This window comes from Pseudomonas sp. NPDC096917, from assembly GCF_044762555.1.
Lineage (GTDB): Bacteria > Pseudomonadota > Gammaproteobacteria > Pseudomonadales > Pseudomonadaceae > Aquipseudomonas.
On record NZ_JBIWEO010000010.1, the window covers coordinates 164277 to 181583 of the forward strand.

A 17307-nucleotide genomic window follows, 5' to 3' on the forward strand; every position below is an offset into this window, starting at 1 on the left:
TGTGCCTGGTCGAGGTCGGGCCCCGCGATGGCTTGCACAATGAGGCGCGACCCTGCGTCACCTGTGTCGCATGCCCTGTTGGCCAAGCGCGGTAGAGGAACCTGCGATTAAGCCGTATCTCTTCACGTTCATAACAATAAAAGCCCGCAGGGGCAGTGGGAGAAATCTTTGAAACCTGAACTCTACGAAGTCTGGGGCGACACAGTGGATGCGCGTCATCTGCTGTACGCCATTGTGATCGGGGCAATCGTCAGCCTCAGCAGCTTTTTTACGGCGCAGCACTTTTTGCTGGAGTGGGTGGCCTCGGCGCAGATGGCGCGCGCCTATGCCATGTTGGTCGGCATTGTTGGCTGCCTGGTGGGCGGCACCATCAGCGCAACCTTGTTTAAACCCAAGCGTAACGTGGTCGAGCACGAGGCCGATCCGGCGTGGCGTTGCCAGGTGCTGAGTGATTTGCAAAATGAATTTGGCGATCTTGGGCGTCTCGCCGACTTGCCGTCGCAAACCATCAAAGAGCTGCGGGACATGGACCTCTACGACCTGTTCGTCGAATACGAGCAAGGCCTGATGGGGGCCCAGGAAGTTCCGGCCGCTGCCGATCCGCAAGCGACCTCCGGCCTTATGGCCAATGGAGGCCGGTCATGATCGCGTCCTTGCTTGATCAGGTGCTGATCGCGCTGGGCATGGGCATTCTGGGGGCGGTGATCTTCGCGGCGATTGGCCTGATCTCCGGCAGTGACGAAACCACCACCCTGGCCCCGCTGACCTTGCTGGTGGTATTGCTGGGTGTGCCTGCGCCCGGCGTGCTGACGTTTTTCCTGGCGGGTGCCGTGGCCAAACACATGACTCACGCCGTGCCCACGGCTTTGCTGGGGATTCCCGGTGACACGATGGCCACGCCGCTGATGCGCGAGGCCAATTTTTTGCGCAACCTGGGCGTGCCGCACATTGCCTTGCGCAAGATGATCTCCGGGGCGGTGATTGCCGCGCTGATTGCGGTGCCCATGGCGGTATTGTTTGCAGTCATGCTGGCGCCGTTCGGCGACACCATTAAACGCACGGCCCCCTGGATTTTCCTGGCGGCGGCGATTGCCATTGCCTGGTTCTCCAAAGGGCGCCTGGCTGCTGTGTTGGCATTGATTCCCTTTGTGCTGATCATCCTGGGCCTGCAAACCCTAACCGGGCAATACGGGGTCAAACTCAGCGTCAGTTACTTCCTGGGCATCGCCATCGGGCCGTTGATTGCGGCGTTGTTTGCCATGCTGGCACCGGCCGAACGCGAAAAAATGCGTCGCAACGAAGTCCGGACTTTTTCGTTGTCACCCGACGTGAAAAACGGCGGCGGTTTCTTCCCTAATCCGCTCAAGGTGCTGGACCGCAAGCAAAGCCTGTGGACGGCCATCACCGCAGTTGTATCGAGCGCCACGTTTGTATTCAGCCCGGTGGCCATGACCGTGATCATGGGCGAACTGGTCGGCTCGCGGGTCAAGCATGTCTATCACCGCCTGACCACGGTGATCACCGCGCGCAATGGCGTGACTGAGTCCACCTACATTGCTGAAGCGCTGATCCCGCTGATTGCCTTTGGCTTGCCACTGAGCCCGGTGGCTGCGGGTCCGGCGGCGCCATTGTTCAACGCGCCGCCACGCTTCAGCGTCGATGCCGCATCGGGCCAGGTGCATAACCTGCACTCGTTGCTCAATACCTGGGAGTTCTTGGGCTACGGCATGCTGGCGGTGGTGATTGCCATCTTGATCGCGTACCCCTTCACCATGAATTACGCGTACCGGGCGGCGTCTTACGTGTCGCGCAAAATCAGCCACGAAGCTGTGATCGCGACATTTGTCGGGCTGATCCTGGTTATCGGTATCTGGGAAGGTGGCTTGCTGGGGTTGTTGGTGATTGTCACTGTCGGGCTGTTGGGCGGTTTTCTCTCACGCTTTCTGGGTTTCAACATCGGGGTGCAATTTATGGGGTACTACACCGCTGTATTGACCGTGCCCGCACTGGTCGCGCTGTTGGGCGCCTGACCGATGACAATCAATAAAAACACGCTTCGTATCAGGATGTAGTGGGTGGAGCTGCTTCAAAGTGAAAGAGGCTCTGTAGGACGACTACAATTGACCGACGTGTCTGGATCAGCCCAGGTATCATCCGCACAGGTAGAAAATAGAATGTTATGGCTGCTGGTTAACTTAAATAGATGGATCGAATCTTGGTCGAACGACGTCAATTCAGCGGAGGCATGAAGGGCAAGAACCTGCGCTTTTTAAGCGAGAACCCGGGCGAAGCAGGGCCAATGGTTCGTACCGGTTTTGTGTTGCTTGAACACTTCTCGCTGCCGGCCTTCACTCAGGCGCTGGATGCCCTCATTACGGCGAACCTTTTGCGGCCCGGACTGTTTTCAACCAAGACCTTCGGCCTGGCAGCAGGTGAGGTGGTAAGTGACCTGGGACTGGTTATTCGTCCCGATGAACGGCTTGATGCAGCACGGCTCAATGAGTTGGACCTGTTGGTGGTGTGTGGTGGTTATCGCACCGAACTGAACATGGATGAACATTTTGTCCGTGTGCTCAAAGCCGCTGCTCAGTTGGACATCAGCCTGGGCGGTTTGTGGAATGGCGCCTGGTTTCTGGGCAGTGCAGGATTGCTCGAAGGTTACCGTTGCGCCATTCATCCTGAACATCGGCCCGCGCTGGCAGAAGTGTCCAAGGCGGCGCAGGTCACCAGTGAGCCTTACGTGATTGATCGCGATCGGCTGACGTCTTCCAGCCCTTCGGGAGCCTTTCAAATGGCGCTGAACTGGATCAGGAGCTTGCACGACAAAGCGTTGGTTGATGGGATCGAAGACATCCTGGCGTTTGAGGAGTCGCGTTATCGACGCATCAAGCCGGCTGAAAAAATCAGCGTCAGCGCGCCATTGCGCGAGGTCGTGAAGCTGATGGAGGCCAACCTCGAGGAACCGTTGGCGCTTGAGCAACTGGCCGTTTATGCGGGCCGCTCGCGCCGCCAGCTCGAGCGTTTGTTTAAAGAACAGTTGGGCATTACGCCGCAACGCTACTACCTGGAGCTGCGCATTACCGAAGCCCGGCGGCTGTTGCAACACACTGAATTGTCTCAGGTGGACGTCCTGGTGGCTTGCGGTTTTGTCTCACCCAGTCATTTCAGCAAATGCTACAGCGCTTATTTTGGCTACCGCCCCTCCAAGGAAAAGCGACGGGTCAAATAGACCCGGGCCTGACGCTTTCAACGCTGGGTACGTATCGTCCGACCGATCTTTTTTCCGGTTTCAATAGCCGTTCAGAGAGGCTGTGCTATACCCATTGGTCAGAAATTTGAATCTGTCAGTTAGGACGACGAAAGCGATGACACTGAGGCTAGTTACGGCTAAGCAGATGTTCAGAACGATGTGCATGGCTTGGCCTTTGTTAGGCATTTTTTCAACGACTCAGGCTGAAGACTCTTTTGGCCATAGCGGTACTGACAAACAGGAGTGGCTGGTATTGGTCAGCCCGTTTGTGTGGGCGCCGTCCATGAGTGGCCAGGTCGCGCTGGGCGGCATCGATACCAAGGCTGATGTGGGGTTTCGTGAGGTGTTCAATAACCTCAATGAGGTCTTTATGGGCAACCTGGAAGTCACCAATCGCACGTTGGGCTTCTATGTTGATGGGGTGTACGCCAAGACTGGCCAGTCTGAAAGGGTCTATGGCCAGAAAGTCGGCCTGGACATCACCCAGACCACCCTGGCAGGTGGCGTTTACTACCGGGTTTATGAGCAGGCGCTAGGCGGTAACACGGTGTTTGGCGAGCCACGAACCTGGCGGGTGGAGCCGACCGCTGGACTGCGCTGGACCAAGCTCTCGACCAAAGTCGAGATCGACTCGGTCGGTTTCAGCACCAAGAAAAAAACCGAATGGACTGACCCGTTTGTGGGGGTGCGCATGCAGGCCGACCTCACAGATCGCTGGCTGCTCTCTGGCGCGGCGGACACCGGTGGTTTTGATACCTCGTCCAAGAAAACCTATAACGTTCAAACCTACCTCGGCTACCGCCTGTCTCTGTTCGAGCACCCGACAATCGTGCGGCTGGGCTATCGGGTGTTGGCGCAAGAATATCGAAGCCGGGATTTCACCGGCAACACCTTCAAATACGATGTGACCCAGCGTGGCCCCGTGCTAGGCCTGTCCATGCGTTTCTAATGAGTTTTGCAAGGATCAACGGAATGAAAAAACCAGTTATCAAAGCCCTGGTTCTGGCGATGTCAGGATTCGCCTTTTCACTGCCACTGGCGCAGGCCTGTACCCGTTTGGTGTATCTGGGGGACGATCAGCGGGTGATCACGGCCCGCTCCATGGACTGGAAGAGCGACGTTGCCACTAACCTGTGGGTGTTTCCGCAGGGCATGCAGCGCAATGGCGAGGTCGGACCATCGTCCATCAAGTGGACCTCCAAATACGGCAGTGTGATTGCCAGCGGTTACGATATTTCGACCACCGACGGGGTCAATGAAGCGGGGCTGGCGGCCAACGTACTGTGGCTGGTGGAGTCGGAGTATCCGCCGTTCAACAAAGACAAGCCGGGCTTGAGCATTGCCGCCTGGGCTCAGTACGTACTGGATAACTTCAGCACCGTGGCCGAAGCGGTAGACGTGCTCAAAACCCAGCCCTTCAATGTGGTGACTTCGCAGGTGCCGGGTGAAAGCCGCCTGGCCACGCTGCACCTTTCAATGTCCGATGCCTCGGGTGATAGCGCGATCATTGAATACATCGACGGCAAGCAAGTGATTCACCACAGCCGAGCGTACCAGGTGGTCACCAACTCTCCGGCGTTTGATGCTCAATTGGCCATGAACGCTTATTGGCAGGCGATTGGCGGCACGGTCATGCTGCCCGGCACCAATCGTTCGGCAGACCGGTTTGCCCGCGCTTCGTTTTACGTAAACGCAGTGCCTAAAAATCAGGATGCGCGCTTGTCACTGGCCAGTGTGTTTAGCGTGATACGCAACGTGTCGGTGCCTTACGGCATCACCACGCCCGGGGAGCCGAATATCTCATCGACCCGCTGGCGTTCGGTGATCGATCACAAGCAAGGGGTGTACTTTTTTGAGTCCGCCATCACCCCTAATACCTTCTGGGTAGACCTTAAGAAACTGGACTTCACCCAGGCCACCGGCCAAGTCAAGAAGCTGGACTTGGGGCCGGATCAAAGCACCATTTTTTCGGGTGAAGTGTCGAGCCGCTTTCAAGTGACAGCGCCTTTCAAGTTCGAAGGCGCGTGATTCCTGCGCAGGGACTTAAAACGGCGGATCAAGGCGTCGTGGGCCTTGATGATGCATTCGTGGGCAGGCACCGATGCTGGCGCACCTCACGGCGCGAACGCAAGCAACCTGACGCGCTGATGTCACGGCGCGTCGGTTTGCAGAAGGGTGATAAGCAACTGCTTAAGTTCAACCTGTTGTTGCGCGTCGAGACCGCTGGTGAGTGCCTGTTCGATGATGTCGACCCGAGGTCGCAGTGACAACAACTGTGCATGGCCTTCGGTGGTCAGGCACAAGGTCTTGCACCGTTTATCGTCTTCGGCCTGACCGCGTTCAATCAGGCCTTTGCGCAGCATGCGCAGCACAATGTCAGCGATGGTCGAGCGATCGAGATCAAGGCCGTCACCCAACTCGCGCTGTGAGGCGCCAGGTCGATGGAAAAGAATGACCATTGCCGCGTATTGCACACTTGAAATCTCTGTGGAGACTAGGCTTTGCCATAACGCGACATGCCGTTGCTGGGCCCGGCGCAGCAAACTGCCGGTGAAGTTGGCCAACTCCTGTTTACCATCGATCTGGTGCGACACCTGTTACCCCCCGTTGGGCGTTTTCAAAATAGGTCGTAAGAATGCAGTGAGTTGTTCGTGGGCGTCTAGCGGCAGTACATGGGCAACGTATTGATCGGGTCGCACAAGTACCATCGCCCCGCATTCACGGTCAATGTTGCGGGCTTGAAAAATGTCCTGCGCGCTATCGGCGGTGAAGATCTTTTCGAAGTCGATCAAGCCATAACGACCTTTGGCAGGCCTCAGTAGCTCAGGTAGCAACTCCCAGCGCAAGCTGCGATGGGGTTGCTGCAACACGGCGCGGATATCGAGCACGCTGTCGACGTCGGCGTCTGCCGGCGTGCTCAAACGCAAGATTGAGTCCGGGTCGTTGACCAGATAGCGGCACAGATCGTGGAGCCGGGTGTGCGCGGCATCGGCGAACAGGTAGAGGCGCCAGCGACCATCGGCTTGTGCGATGTGGCCCAGTTGCATCGGTTTGGCATCCGGAACGCGGATGACTGGCGCCGAGTGAAAGCGCGTACCGATGCCGAAACCTTGCGCCAGGTGTTGATAGGTCGGTTGGGCCGTCAGTTTGGCAGGGTGATAGCGGGTCGCGACACCGGCGGTGTAGCGCCCGGCGCGCACGAAGTAGTCCTGCAAATGTGCCGGCTCGACGCCTCCGTCCTCCGGGTGTTCGGGATCTTTGGGGCGTGCGCCCATTATTGCCGACCACTCTTTGTCGAAATCTATCAGCTCCTGTGCCACTGGCTGACGCTCCTGAGAGTACGTGCGCAACAGATCGGCCTCGCTGCGTTGCTCCAGTACAGCGGCGAGTTTCCAGCCCAGATTGAAGGCGTCCTGCATGGAGACGTTCATCCCTTGCCCAGCCTTTGCACTGTGCGTATGGCAGGCATCTCCGGCAATAAAGATACGCGGTTCGCGTTCGCGGCCGTCTGTACTGAGTGAGTCATCAAAGCGTTCAGTCAGGCGTTGGCCGACTTCGTACACCGAAAACCAGGCGACTTCTTTCACATCCAGCGTATAGGGGTGGAGCACCCGTTGTGCGGTCGCGATCAGCTGTTCGACGCTGGTATTGCGAACGCGCTCACGGTCCTGCGCGTGCACGTCGCCCAGGTCGACATAGAAACGTACCAGGTGTCCGCCCTCCCGGGGAATGATCAGCAAGTTGCCCGCGCTGGCCGACTGGATGGCCGCCTTGAGGCGAATGTCCGGGAAGTCGGTGATGGCCAGCGCATCCATCACGCCCCACGCATGATTGGCAGCATCGCCGCGCAGTTCCTGGCCGATGGCTGTGCGCACGCAACTGCGGGCACCGTCGCAACCGATCAGGTAGCGAGTGCGCACGGTGACCAGTTCCCCCAGTCGGGCCTGATCGGTGCGGCGCAGGGTGACTTTTATCGGGTATTGGCCTTGCTCGTCACGTTCGACGGCCACCACTTCGAGGTTGTAATCGGGCTCTAGGCGCCTTGGCGACAAACGCATGCTGTCGAGCAAATAGTCCTGGATGCGTGCCTGATTGACGATGACATGAGGGAACTCGGACAGGCCGTCTTCGGTGTCCTGCACGCGACCGGTGCGGGTGATGCAATGGCGGGCGTCTTTGTCGGGGCGCCAGAACACGGTTTCGTTAACCCAGTAGGCCTCTCGCAGTAAACGCTCACTGAGCCCGAAGGCGTTCATCATCTCAACGGTGCGGCAGGCAATACCGTCTGCCTGGCCCATCATCAACCGGCCTGCCCGGCGCTCGACGATACGCAGGTTGATCGATGGGAATTGGCATAGCTGCGCGGCCAGCACCAAGCCGGCCGGGCCGCTGCCAGCGATCAAAACATCCAGAGTCTCTGGCAGATCGGCGCTGTGGGGCGGCTCGGCAGCGGGCTGGACGTCGGGGTCGCCGGGATGAAAACCGTTGAGATGAAATTGCATGGCATCGGACCTTTTGTTGTGTGCTGGCTTTATAGGTTGATCGACTATATGCTCAGTACACCAACTAATTCAACAAGGGATTTATGCGCGTACTCGTCGTCTGATCAAGCCGCGGTCAGCGCCAGAGCCTGCATGTTTATCTGGAGGCATTTATGCATTTGAGTGACATCGATTTGAACCTGTTGGTGTCGCTTGAGGTATTGCTTGAGGAGTGCAATGTCACCCGTTCTGCACAGCGCCTCAACATCAGCCAGCCCGCGTTGTCGGCGCAATTATCGCGCTTGCGGCTGGTGTTCAATGACCCGTTGCTGTTGCCCGCCGAGAAAGGCCGCGGCATGACACCTACCGCCATGGGCTTGGGGCTAAAGGCGCCGTTGGCCCTGGCTTTGATGGGGCTCAAGGAGGTTGTCCGCTTTCAGCCAAGCTTTGATCCTCGCAAGGACATAAGGCACTTCAAACTGGCCGCCAGTGACAGTGCGATGGCGGTCTTTGGGGGCCCGTTATTCGACAGCCTGCGATGTTATGCGCCCCATCAGTTGCGCTTCAGTTTTAGCCGGGTGCACAAAGGTGCGATTGCAGCGCAAGCTGAGCAGGGCGATATCGACCTGCTGATTGATGACGCAAGGCTCATCCCGGACAACATGAAAACCCGCACGTTGTTGCCTTGCGGGTTTGTCATGGCCCAGCGCCAAGGCCATCCAAGAGGTCAGGGGCCCCTTGACCTTGAAGGGTATTGCGCACTGGAACACCTGTTGGTTTCCAGCGACACCCTCAACCCGCGCGGCTATGCCGATGAGTACCTGTCGACGTTGGGGCGCCAGCGCAATGTGGTGGCGACCTTGCCGCAACTTTCATTGGTGCCCGGAATGCTCTGCCACAGTGATCTGGTGTGTACCTTGCCGACCTCGCTGCTGATGAAGGGCGCCGAAGGGCTTGAACTGTATGAGTTGCCATTCAGCGTGCCGGAGTTTGCGTTGAAGATGGCATGGCACCCGAGAAATCATTATGAGCCGGGGGTGATGTGGTTAAGAGATGTTATTCAGGACATCGCTGTTTCGTTTTGATTTTCATAAGTAACAGCCACGCGATCATTTCAAACTTACGGCTGTGACCGTGTTATCCATCGGGTAGATAGTGGGTATAAATGTGCTGGATGGCAGCGCTGAAAGCCCCGTAATAAAAGGGCTGGAGAGGATTTTTGGATTTTTCTTGCTCTCTATGTTAGGTAGCTAGCTAACTTTTTGCGTGTTAGCCTGCCTTCTTTCATATCGCACTCGCGCACGCAATGTGTGCCGCGTTTTAACGTGTCGTGTATATAACTCGAAGGTAACAATGTGAATAACAAAGTCGTTCCCTTCAGCACATTGTTGCTGAGTATTTGGGCGGCCGGAGTATGGGCCAGTGAACCCATGTTTTCGCCGTCGTCGCGCTGGATGACAGGAGATTGGGAGGGTTTGCGGACCGAGTTACTGGATAAAGGGTATGACTTTCAATTCAGTTATCAATCTGAAAGTGCGGCCAACCTCAAAGGCGGTTTCGACCACGATCACACCGCCCGGTACACCGACCAGTTCAACATGGGCGGGGCATTTGATCTTGAGAAAATACTGGGTTGGAGCGACGCCAATCTGCAACTGTTGATCACCGAGCGCAGCGGCCGAGACATCACCAACGACCGTCTTGCTGATCCGCGTACCGGCACACTGGGTTCTTCGGTGCAGGAAAACTATGGGCGTGGCCAGACGTGGCGCATTACCACCCTGGCTTATCAGCAAAAGTACTTCGACGATGTGCTGGACATAAAGGTCGGCCGTTTGCCTATTGGCAGCGACTTCGATTCGACCGGCTGCGTGTTCCAGAACAACTCCCTGTGTGGGGGCCTGGTAGGGCATGCCTCGACTGTTTGGTACAACTCGCCTGTCGGTCAGTGGGGCGGTCGAATCAAGATCAACCTGCCTCATCAAACCTATTTCCAGGTCGGGGCTTATGAGTACAACCCGACCCTGCTTGAGCGCAACAACGGCTTTAAGCTCAGCACTTCAGGCCGCGAAGGCACGACCTATGTGGGCGAGGTCGGCTGGACCCCGACCCTGGGGGACGCCGGGATGCTCGGCAAGTACATGCTCGGCGGTTACTGGAACGATGCAAGTGCCAACGATGTATTGAAAGACCGCAATGGCAACGATAAGCAACTGACCGGTCAGGCGGCTGATGAACTCGATGGTCGCTATGGCATCTATGCCTACGCGCGCCAACAAATCACCACGGTCGGTGGCGACACCAAGCGCGGCTTGAGCCTGTTTGCCCACTACGCGCAGTATGATAAACGCAGCAGCACCCTGGATTGGCAGGCTCAGGTCGGGGCCATTTATGCCGGGCCGTTTGATGCCCGGCCCCAGGACTCCCTGGCCATTGGCTTGAGTGAACTGCACGTCAATCCGGCGCTGACCAAAAACCAGCGATTACATGATCAGGCGCTGAGTCTGGATGACTACAACAACCCTGCATACCAGCCGCTGCAACATGCAGAGTATGCCGCCGAAATTCATTACGACTTCAAGCTCACGCCCTGGTTGATGCTGCGTCCCAACATCCAATACCTGGCCAATCCTGGCGGCGTGTATGAAGTCGACAACGCCACTGTGGTGGGCCTGACCGTCAACACCGTCTTTTGAGACCCCCAGCCCCCCATGATGCGGTGGGGTATGCGGCTTAATTTTATAACCACAGGTAGACAATCATGATTCTGAGAGTGACAAGTATCGTCATGGCGATACTCGGCATAGCCCTTTTGTACATGGGCGGCAAATTGCTTGCGGTTGGCGGCTCACCGGCCTATGCCATCATTGCTGTGGTCGTGCTGGCAACGGCGGTGCTGTTGTACCGGAAGAAAAAATCGGCGCTGACCCTCTATGCCGTGCTGATGTGGGGGGTACTGATCTGGATAGTTTATGAAGTGGGCTTCGACAAATGGCAGTGGATCCCGCGCGGTGATCTGTTTGCCTTGATCGGGCTGTGGCTGGCGCTGCCGTGGGTGGTACGCCCGCTGTACCAGGCGCAAGACGCCAAAAGCCAACAACGTTTTCATCCGTTGCTTGGCGCAACCGTGGTGATCATGATGGCGATGGTCGTGGCCATCATGTTTTATGATCCTTACCCGGTGCAAGGCACGCTCGACGCGCCGGTGGCGTCTACCACCACCGACGGTGCCGGTGATGACTGGGCCGCTTACGGTGGCACGGAGAAGGGCCAGCGCTTCTCGCGCTTGCAGCAGATAGACGCAAGCAATGCGCACAAACTGACAGTTGCCTGGGAATACCACACCGGCGACCTGCGCGACCCGGCCAAAGACGCCAGTGAATACACCTTCGAAGCCACGCCGCTGAAGGTCAATAATCATGTGTACCTGTGCACCGCGCACAACGAAGTCCACGCCTTGAACCCGCAAACCGGTGCCCTGGCCTGGAAGTATTCGACTGAAAAAGACCGTTCTTACCTGCAACAGCATCAGACTTGCCGGGGTGTGAGTTACTTCGAAGCGGGGGCTGAATCGGCTCAAGCGTCGGCGCAGCCGCAGCAGTGCCAGAAGCGTATCTTCACTGCCACGGCCAACGCCAAGCTGGTGGCACTGGATGCCGACACGGGCAAACTGTGCGCTGATTTCGGTGATAACGGCGTCGTCGACCTGACCGCCAACATGGGTGATATACGCTCCCACGCCTTGATGCAGACGGCCGCACCGCTGGTGGCTGGCAACTTGATCATCGTGGGTGGCTCGGTGATGGACAACGGCTACAACAGGGGTAACCCGTCCGGGGTGATTCGTGCCTACGACGTGATCAGCGGTCAGTTGGTGTGGAACTTCGACCCGGCCAACCCTGAGCAGACCCAGCCGATAGCCGCCGGGCAGATCTACCCTCAAGACACGCCAGTGGCCTGGGGCACCCTCAGCGCAGACGTCGCCAACGGTCTTGTGTACGTGCCTTTTGGCAATGCCTCGCCTGACGAATTGGGCACTCAGCGCCAAATGGACAGCAACACCGAAAAATTCCGCGACACTTTGGTGGCTTTGGATTTGAAAACCGGTGCCTTCAAATGGAAGTTCCAGACCTCGCACAACGACCTGTGGGACCGCGACAACCCTTCGCAACCCACCTTGATGGATCTGGGCAAAGGCAGCCAAAAGCAGCCAGCGCTGTTGTTGCCGACCAAGGTGGGCAACATCTTTGTTCTCAATCGCTTGACCGGTGAGCCCATTGTGGCGGTGGATCAAGTGCCGGTGTCGACGACAGGCGGCGTGCCGGGTGAACATTTCGCAGCGACTCAGCCGGTGTCAAAACTCAACTTTATTCCTGAGAAACTGACTGAAAAATCCATGTGGGGCCTGACCCCGTTCGATCAGATGTCGTGCCGGATCAGCTATCAAAACCTGCGTTACGATGCCAATCCATGGACACCGAGCACTGAGGGCGGGTCGCTGATATTCCCGGGCAACATCGGTGCTTTCAATTGGGGCTCCGTCGCGGTAGACCCGGATCGTCAGTTGTTGATCGCTGCTCCTGTGCGCCTTGCGTACAAATACAACCTGATCAAGCGTTCGCCGCAGACCGAAGAAAAACGTTTGTTCACCGAAGAGGGGCAGCCGTACTGGAACGAAAACTTTAAGGGCGACTACGCGATCCACATCCAGCAGTTCGCCTCTGAGTTGGGTGTGCCCTGCATTGCGCCGCCATGGGGGCGTATGGTCGGGGTTGATCTGAACACCGGCAAAACCGAGTGGATGCGCCGAGTGGGTAACACCAAAAATCTGAAAACCAGCTTCTTGCCGGGGCGTTTCCCGATTGGTTTTCCTATGGGCATGGTGGCCCACGGTGGTCCGCTGGTGACGGCTGGCGGTGTGGTGTTCCATGGTGCCACGGCGGATAACTTCATTCGTGCTTACAACATCAACACAGGTGAATTGTTGTGGCAGTACGAATTGCCAGCCGGTGGCCAAGCCACGCCATCGACCTACATGGGCAGTGATGGCAAGCAATACGTGATCATCTCGGCCGGTGGGCATGGTTCGTTGGGCACCACACTGGGCGACAGTGTGATTGCCTTTAAACTGGACTAACCCAACACCCTGTATAGGCCTGACGAAGGCTGCGATCTGTTGATTTTTAACCTCTGCAGATCGCAGCCTGGGGTTGTTGCCGTTTCGTCGCGGCTGCAATGAAACGGTAACAGACCCTAGGGCGGCATCAGTGTTCTGGCCTGTGCTCAACATGCGCAGGGCATCAGAAATCCCAGCGCGTGGTAACCATGAAGTTACGCGGCTCGCCATACACTGCCGAGTTATAGAAGCCAATGTTGGTGTAATAGGATTTGTCGAACACGTTGTTGACGTTCAGCGTGGCCGACAGGTTTTTGCTGATCTGGTAGCGGGTCATCAGGTCAACCACCCAGTAGTCAGGTTGCTCAAACTTCTGGTACTGACTGCGCGGTGAGTTGTAGATATTCTGCCAGGCGGTGTTCTGCCAGCGAGCACCGCCCCCGACGGTGAACTTGTCGAGGTCACCTTTGAGCTTGTAGCTGGTGTACACCTTGAGCTGATCCTGCGGCTCGAACGTGGATATTTTCTCGCCGTTGTCATCGCGCACGATTTTGTGGGTATACCCCGCCTGTACCTGCCAGCCCGGGCTCAGTTCGCCCGACACCTCAAGTTCAAAACCTTTGGTCACCGCCTTCGTGCCGATGAATGCATAGTTCGGCGGGGTAGGGGTCTGGTTGTTATAGGCATCATCAGCGACCGAGCGATTGCTTTCCTTGACCTGGAAGTAAGCCAGACTGGCATTCAGGCGGCCGTCAAAATATTCACCTTTAAGCCCGACTTCGTAGTTTTCGCCTTCATCTGGTTCGATCAGCCGCTCATTTTTGTCGCGGTTGTAATTTTCCTGCGGCATGAAAATGTCGGTGTAGCTGGCGTACACCGAGTAAGTGTCGTTGAGGTCATAGATCGCACCGACATAAGGAATGAATCGTCCCGACTCGCGGAAGGACGGCGTCAGTCCGGTCATGTGGTAATCCACCACGCGACCGCCGACCAGCACTTTCAAGTCATCGCTGACGTTGAACCGGGTGGTCATGTAGGTGCCCGTTTGGCGAATCACGTCGTCGGTGTATTGACCAACAGGGCCCCAGGCCGGTTTTTCGGCGTGGCCGTCCCAGTTGTCGAAATCCACCACGTTGGGGTTCTGGTAGAGGGGGTTCCAGTAGCCGCGGCCTTTCCAGTGCGCGGAACTGATGGAGCCGCCCAAGACGACTTCATGCTCGCGCCCGAACAACTGGAACGGGCCGCTGACATACAGGTCGGCGGAGTTGCTGCGGGTGTCGCCCACGTAGCGCTGGGCGGTGATCGGCGTGGTGCCGTCTTCGAACGGGTAAGCGCCCTGGATCGAGCCCAGTTGCGCATCGTAGCCGTTGAGTTTGTGATCGAGTTGCAGCTTGGTCACCCAGCCGCCACCCATGTCATGTTCAAGGGTCGCGAACACGGTGCGGGTGTATTGCTGCCAACTGCTCCAGTCGGTGCCGTTGTTGAACGAGCGCTTGACGCTGTTGAGATCGCCCTTGGCGTTGATCAGCGGAAAACTGCCTGACCAACTGGAGCCTTTGGGGGTGTTGTCCTGGTAGTCGCCGCCGACGGTCAACAGCGTGTCGGGCGTCAGGTCAAATTCGAGAATGCCGTAGTAGACCGATGTTTTGCGCGAGTAGTGATCCATGAACGAATCTTTGTCCTGGTAGGCCGCTACCGCTCTACCACGGACGTTACCGGTCTCGGTCAAAGGGCCGCTCACGTCGACTTCGCTGCGATAGTTGTCCCACGAGCCTGCACCTAGCGAGGCGTGGCCCTTGAACTCGGAGGTCGGTTTTTTGCGCACCAGGTTGAGGGTCGCGCCCAGCGAGCCTGCGCCGGTGAGCAAGCCGGTTGAACCCTTGATCACTTCGATGCGGTCGTAAATCGCCGTATCGCTCAAGGTGTTACCCGCCGAATAACCGACATTGCGCACCGCTGAAGGGATGCCGTCGTACTGGAAGTTGTTGATCGAAAAACCGCGCGCGTAGTAGTTGGAGCGGTCGCTGTCGTAGGCCGATACGGTGATGCCGGGGGTGTTGCGCATCACATCGTCGACGTTGTTGAGGCCGAAGTCGTCCATGTGCTGGCGGGTGATGACGGTGACCGATTGCGGCGTCTGGCGGGGGGTTAGAATCAGCCGCGTGGCGGTAGCGATGGTGCCCGGTGTGTAAGAGCCCGAGCCCTCGGTAACGGTGCCCAGCTGGTTAGTGGTGACCGCTGTTGCGCCGAGTTCCAGGGCGGATCCGGCCTGGGGCAGCGGTGCCAGAACCACTGCATTTTCGCCGCTTGGCTGCGCTTCAAGGCCAGTTCCTGTCAGTAACTGGGTCAGCGCCTGGTGGGTGGTCATGGTGCCGTTTGCACCCGGCGACACTCTTCCTTGGGCCATGTCTGATGAGTAGGCGACTTGCAGGCCGCTTTGCGTACTCAACTGGTCTAGCGCGCTGGTCAGCGGTTGGCGAGCAATGGCAAAGGTGTGAGTCTCAAGCGCTTGATTGCTGACAGAGTGAGTGGCGGGCTCGACGGCCTGAACGTTGCTGTATGCCAGAAATACAGCGAGCGCCAACGCGCTGCGTGCATAGGTGGTGCTGAGGGTAGGAAAGTACATGCGAGCCCCGAGCGAATAGGAAGTATTTGCAACAACAAACACCTTGACGGGTTGAGCTCGCGAAAGCCGTAAAGCTTTTTAAAAAAATATTCAGGCCGCGGTTGGCTTTAGTGAATCACCAGCATGCCGCCCGGTAAGCGGGTCAGTTGAGTCGACGTCACCTTGTTCAGAGCCTCGACGATTGCCACTGGATTATCCAATTGGTAGTTGCCACTGACGTGGTGTTTGGCGGCGTCGTCGTTGAACAGCAGGATGGGCTGCGGGTAATAGCGTCCAAGGGTGTTCAGGACCTCAGCCAGCGGTTGGTCCTGAAAGGACAGTCGGCCTTGCACCCACGCCATTTGCCGTTCAGCACCTTCGGTGTTCACGGCTTGAAGGTGAGCGTTCTTGAGTTGCTGCCAGTTACCCGCCAGCAACAGACTGTGCTCACCTGTCGGGTCGGCAAAGCGAACGTTGCCCTCACGCACAGAGACGGTCACGTCCGAACCTTGTAGCCCTACGCTGAACTGGGTGCCCACTACGGTCACGGTGGCATCCGCCGCGCTGATGGTCAGCGGGCGCGAGGGATCATGAAAGGCTTCGACGTAGAGCTCGCCGCGTAGCAAGCGCACGCGTCGGTGGTCGTTGTTAATGTCAGTGCTGATGGCGCTATGGCTGCCGAGCACAATCTGCGAGCCGTCGTCGAGGGTCAGGTGCCGAACTTCGGCTACGGCGGTGATCTGATCGGCGCGCAGACGCATCGGCAAGTCGGCGAGCCAGCCACTGGTGAGCATCATCAGGACCATGGCCGCTGTCGCCACCCGCCACGTTTTGCGTTCTGTGCGGACAGGGCGTGCCGGGGCGGCTGGCAGGTCGAGGTCAAGGCTGCGCAGCGCCTGCTCGAACGCATGGCTTTGCCACAGTGTTTCCAGGGTTTGGTACGCGGCGGCGTGTTCCGGGCTTGCCTGCTGCCATTGCTCAAAGCGTTGACGCAGCGCTGGCTGTTGCGCCATCTCCTCGCGCCGGGCGAACCAATCAGTGGCCTGGCGCTGCACGTGCTCGCTGGGCGCAACAAAGGCGTCTGGTAATTCAGTCATGGGAGGCTTGCTTCTGGATGGCTTTGGCGCAGGCATTAAGCGCAGTCCGTAAATCTTTTTCAACCGTGCTGATCGACACTTCCAGGCGCTGGGCGATTTCCACTTTGGACAGGTCATGCAATTTGCTCAGCACCAGAATTTGTTGCTGGCGCTTGGGCAGGGTGGTGAGCGCTGCCTGAAACTGCTTCAGCGACTGCTGGCCTTGCAACTGACTGTCGGGGCCGGGCGCATGGGTGGCAATTTCGGCGAGGTGGCGCTCATCACTGACCTGGCACTCGAAACGCCTTTTGCTGCGCAAACTGCGCAGGTGATCGAAGGCTAGATAGCGGGCGGTCTGGTACAGAAAAGGGTGCAGGTATTCGATTGGCCGGGTGTTTAAGGCATTGGCCACCTTGACATAGGTTTCTTGCGCCAGGTCTTCTGCCAGACTGGCACACCCCACCACCCGAGCTAGCATCCGAACCAGCGCACTGCGCTGGTTGATGTACAGCTCGCTCAGCTTTTGCTGATTGTCCTGTGTGCTCATGCCGAACCGCTCCCGCCATCCCCACGCAAATCCCGCGTGCCCGGCGAGCATTCTATTGAGAATTACTATCATTACCACATAATTTTTTATGGCCCTTGTGATTGGGCACATCCGCGTTGGCAGAATCGAATCCGATTGCCGAAAGGGCGTGCATTTGCAGCTCCTGCCCCCGTGTTGCTGAATGATCTGTGGATGCCGTCCCAAGCGGACAGCAACGTGAAAGTGGAATGTC

The 17307-nt window shown here is 57.7% G+C and carries 13 protein-coding genes; 8 read left to right on the forward strand and 5 right to left on the reverse strand.

Annotated features, from left to right (window positions below; genetic code table 11):
* Window positions 1-168 precede the first annotated feature (168 nt).
* The 5 genes from ACIQYF_RS13770 to ACIQYF_RS13790 all read left to right on the forward strand — a co-directional run bounded on the left by ACIQYF_RS13770 (window position 169) and on the right by ACIQYF_RS13790 (window position 5278).
* On the forward strand, window positions 169-645 hold the full coding sequence (locus ACIQYF_RS13770) for a hypothetical protein (RefSeq protein ID WP_402862354.1): 477 nt from the start codon (window positions 169-171) through the stop codon (window positions 643-645).
* The gene (locus ACIQYF_RS13775) at window positions 642-2030 is read left to right on the forward strand and encodes a tripartite tricarboxylate transporter permease (RefSeq protein ID WP_402862357.1); all 1389 of its coding nucleotides are present in this window, start codon (window positions 642-644) and stop codon (window positions 2028-2030) included. Before ACIQYF_RS13770 ends, ACIQYF_RS13775 begins: the two co-directional genes overlap by 4 nt.
* Before the next feature lie 173 nt (window positions 2031-2203).
* Window positions 2204-3229, forward strand: coding sequence for a GlxA family transcriptional regulator (locus ACIQYF_RS13780; RefSeq protein WP_402862360.1), 1026 nt, complete (start codon window positions 2204-2206; stop codon window positions 3227-3229).
* Between the two features lie 184 nt (window positions 3230-3413).
* Window positions 3414-4199 carry a hypothetical protein gene (locus ACIQYF_RS13785; protein ID WP_402862363.1) on the forward strand — a complete coding sequence of 262 codons (786 nt, stop codon included), beginning with the start codon at window positions 3414-3416 and terminating at the stop codon, window positions 4197-4199.
* A 23-nt stretch (window positions 4200-4222) separates the two neighbouring features.
* Window positions 4223-5278 (forward strand): linear amide C-N hydrolase, encoded by a 1056-nt coding sequence (locus ACIQYF_RS13790; protein ID WP_402862366.1) that lies wholly within the window; start codon window positions 4223-4225, stop codon window positions 5276-5278.
* A 122-nt stretch (window positions 5279-5400) separates the two neighbouring features.
* Here the strand turns inward: ACIQYF_RS13790 and ACIQYF_RS13795 are convergent, their stop codons facing one another.
* Window positions 5401-5844, reverse strand: a complete 444-nt coding sequence (locus ACIQYF_RS13795; protein WP_402862369.1) for a MarR family winged helix-turn-helix transcriptional regulator — start codon at window positions 5842-5844, stop codon at window positions 5401-5403.
* Between the two features lie 3 nt (window positions 5845-5847).
* Window positions 5848-7752, reverse strand: a complete 1905-nt coding sequence (locus ACIQYF_RS13800) for an FAD-binding monooxygenase (protein ID WP_402862372.1) — start codon at window positions 7750-7752, stop codon at window positions 5848-5850.
* A 152-nt stretch (window positions 7753-7904) separates the two neighbouring features.
* Between ACIQYF_RS13800 and ACIQYF_RS13805 the strand changes: the two genes are divergently transcribed.
* The 3 genes from ACIQYF_RS13805 (at window position 7905) to ACIQYF_RS13815 (ending at window position 12868) form a co-directional block, all read left to right on the forward strand.
* Entirely contained in the window at window positions 7905-8816 is a 912-nt protein-coding gene (locus tag ACIQYF_RS13805; RefSeq protein WP_402862375.1) for a LysR family transcriptional regulator, read from the forward strand.
* A 270-nt stretch (window positions 8817-9086) separates the two neighbouring features.
* Entirely contained in the window at window positions 9087-10427 is a 1341-nt protein-coding gene (locus ACIQYF_RS13810) for a carbohydrate porin (RefSeq protein WP_402862378.1), read from the forward strand.
* Window positions 10428-10492: 65 nt separating this feature from the next.
* The gene (locus ACIQYF_RS13815; RefSeq protein ID WP_402862381.1) at window positions 10493-12868 is read left to right on the forward strand and encodes a membrane-bound PQQ-dependent dehydrogenase, glucose/quinate/shikimate family; all 2376 of its coding nucleotides are present in this window, start codon (window positions 10493-10495) and stop codon (window positions 12866-12868) included.
* A gap of 163 nt (window positions 12869-13031) precedes the next feature.
* On the opposite strand, the gene ACIQYF_RS13820 is transcribed toward ACIQYF_RS13815, so the two are convergent.
* The 3 genes from ACIQYF_RS13820 to ACIQYF_RS13830 all read right to left on the reverse strand — a co-directional run bounded on the left by ACIQYF_RS13820 (window position 13032) and on the right by ACIQYF_RS13830 (window position 17075).
* Window positions 13032-15473, reverse strand: a complete 2442-nt coding sequence (locus ACIQYF_RS13820) for a TonB-dependent siderophore receptor (RefSeq protein ID WP_402862384.1) — start codon at window positions 15471-15473, stop codon at window positions 13032-13034.
* A gap of 107 nt (window positions 15474-15580) precedes the next feature.
* The gene (locus tag ACIQYF_RS13825) at window positions 15581-16549 is read right to left on the reverse strand and encodes a FecR family protein (protein ID WP_402862387.1); all 969 of its coding nucleotides are present in this window, start codon (window positions 16547-16549) and stop codon (window positions 15581-15583) included.
* Window positions 16542-17075, reverse strand: a complete 534-nt coding sequence (locus ACIQYF_RS13830) for an RNA polymerase sigma factor (protein WP_402862389.1) — start codon at window positions 17073-17075, stop codon at window positions 16542-16544. The genes ACIQYF_RS13825 and ACIQYF_RS13830 overlap by 8 nt, the downstream gene beginning before the upstream one ends.
* Between the last annotated feature and the right edge of the window lie 232 nt (window positions 17076-17307).

Bases quoted from the DNA above. Each gene is read 5' to 3' on its own strand.
- ACIQYF_RS13830 (WP_402862389.1), bottom strand. From the start codon at position 17,075: ATGAGCACACAGGACAATCAGCAAAAGCTGAGCGAGCTGTACATCAAC.
- ACIQYF_RS13820 (WP_402862384.1), bottom strand. From the start codon at position 15,473: ATGTACTTTCCTACCCTCAGCACCACCTATGCACGCAGCGCGTTGGCG.
- ACIQYF_RS13775 (WP_402862357.1), top strand. From the start codon at position 642: ATGATCGCGTCCTTGCTTGATCAGGTGCTGATCGCGCTGGGCATGGGC.
- ACIQYF_RS13785 (WP_402862363.1), top strand. From the start codon at position 3,414: ATGGCTTGGCCTTTGTTAGGCATTTTTTCAACGACTCAGGCTGAAGAC.
- ACIQYF_RS13800 (WP_402862372.1), bottom strand. From the start codon at position 7,752: ATGCAATTTCATCTCAACGGTTTTCATCCCGGCGACCCCGACGTCCAG.
- ACIQYF_RS13790 (WP_402862366.1), top strand. From the start codon at position 4,223: ATGAAAAAACCAGTTATCAAAGCCCTGGTTCTGGCGATGTCAGGATTC.
- ACIQYF_RS13805 (WP_402862375.1), top strand. From the start codon at position 7,905: ATGCATTTGAGTGACATCGATTTGAACCTGTTGGTGTCGCTTGAGGTA.
- ACIQYF_RS13780 (WP_402862360.1), top strand. From the start codon at position 2,204: ATGGATCGAATCTTGGTCGAACGACGTCAATTCAGCGGAGGCATGAAG.
- ACIQYF_RS13815 (WP_402862381.1), top strand. From the start codon at position 10,493: ATGATTCTGAGAGTGACAAGTATCGTCATGGCGATACTCGGCATAGCC.
- ACIQYF_RS13825 (WP_402862387.1), bottom strand. From the start codon at position 16,549: ATGACTGAATTACCAGACGCCTTTGTTGCGCCCAGCGAGCACGTGCAG.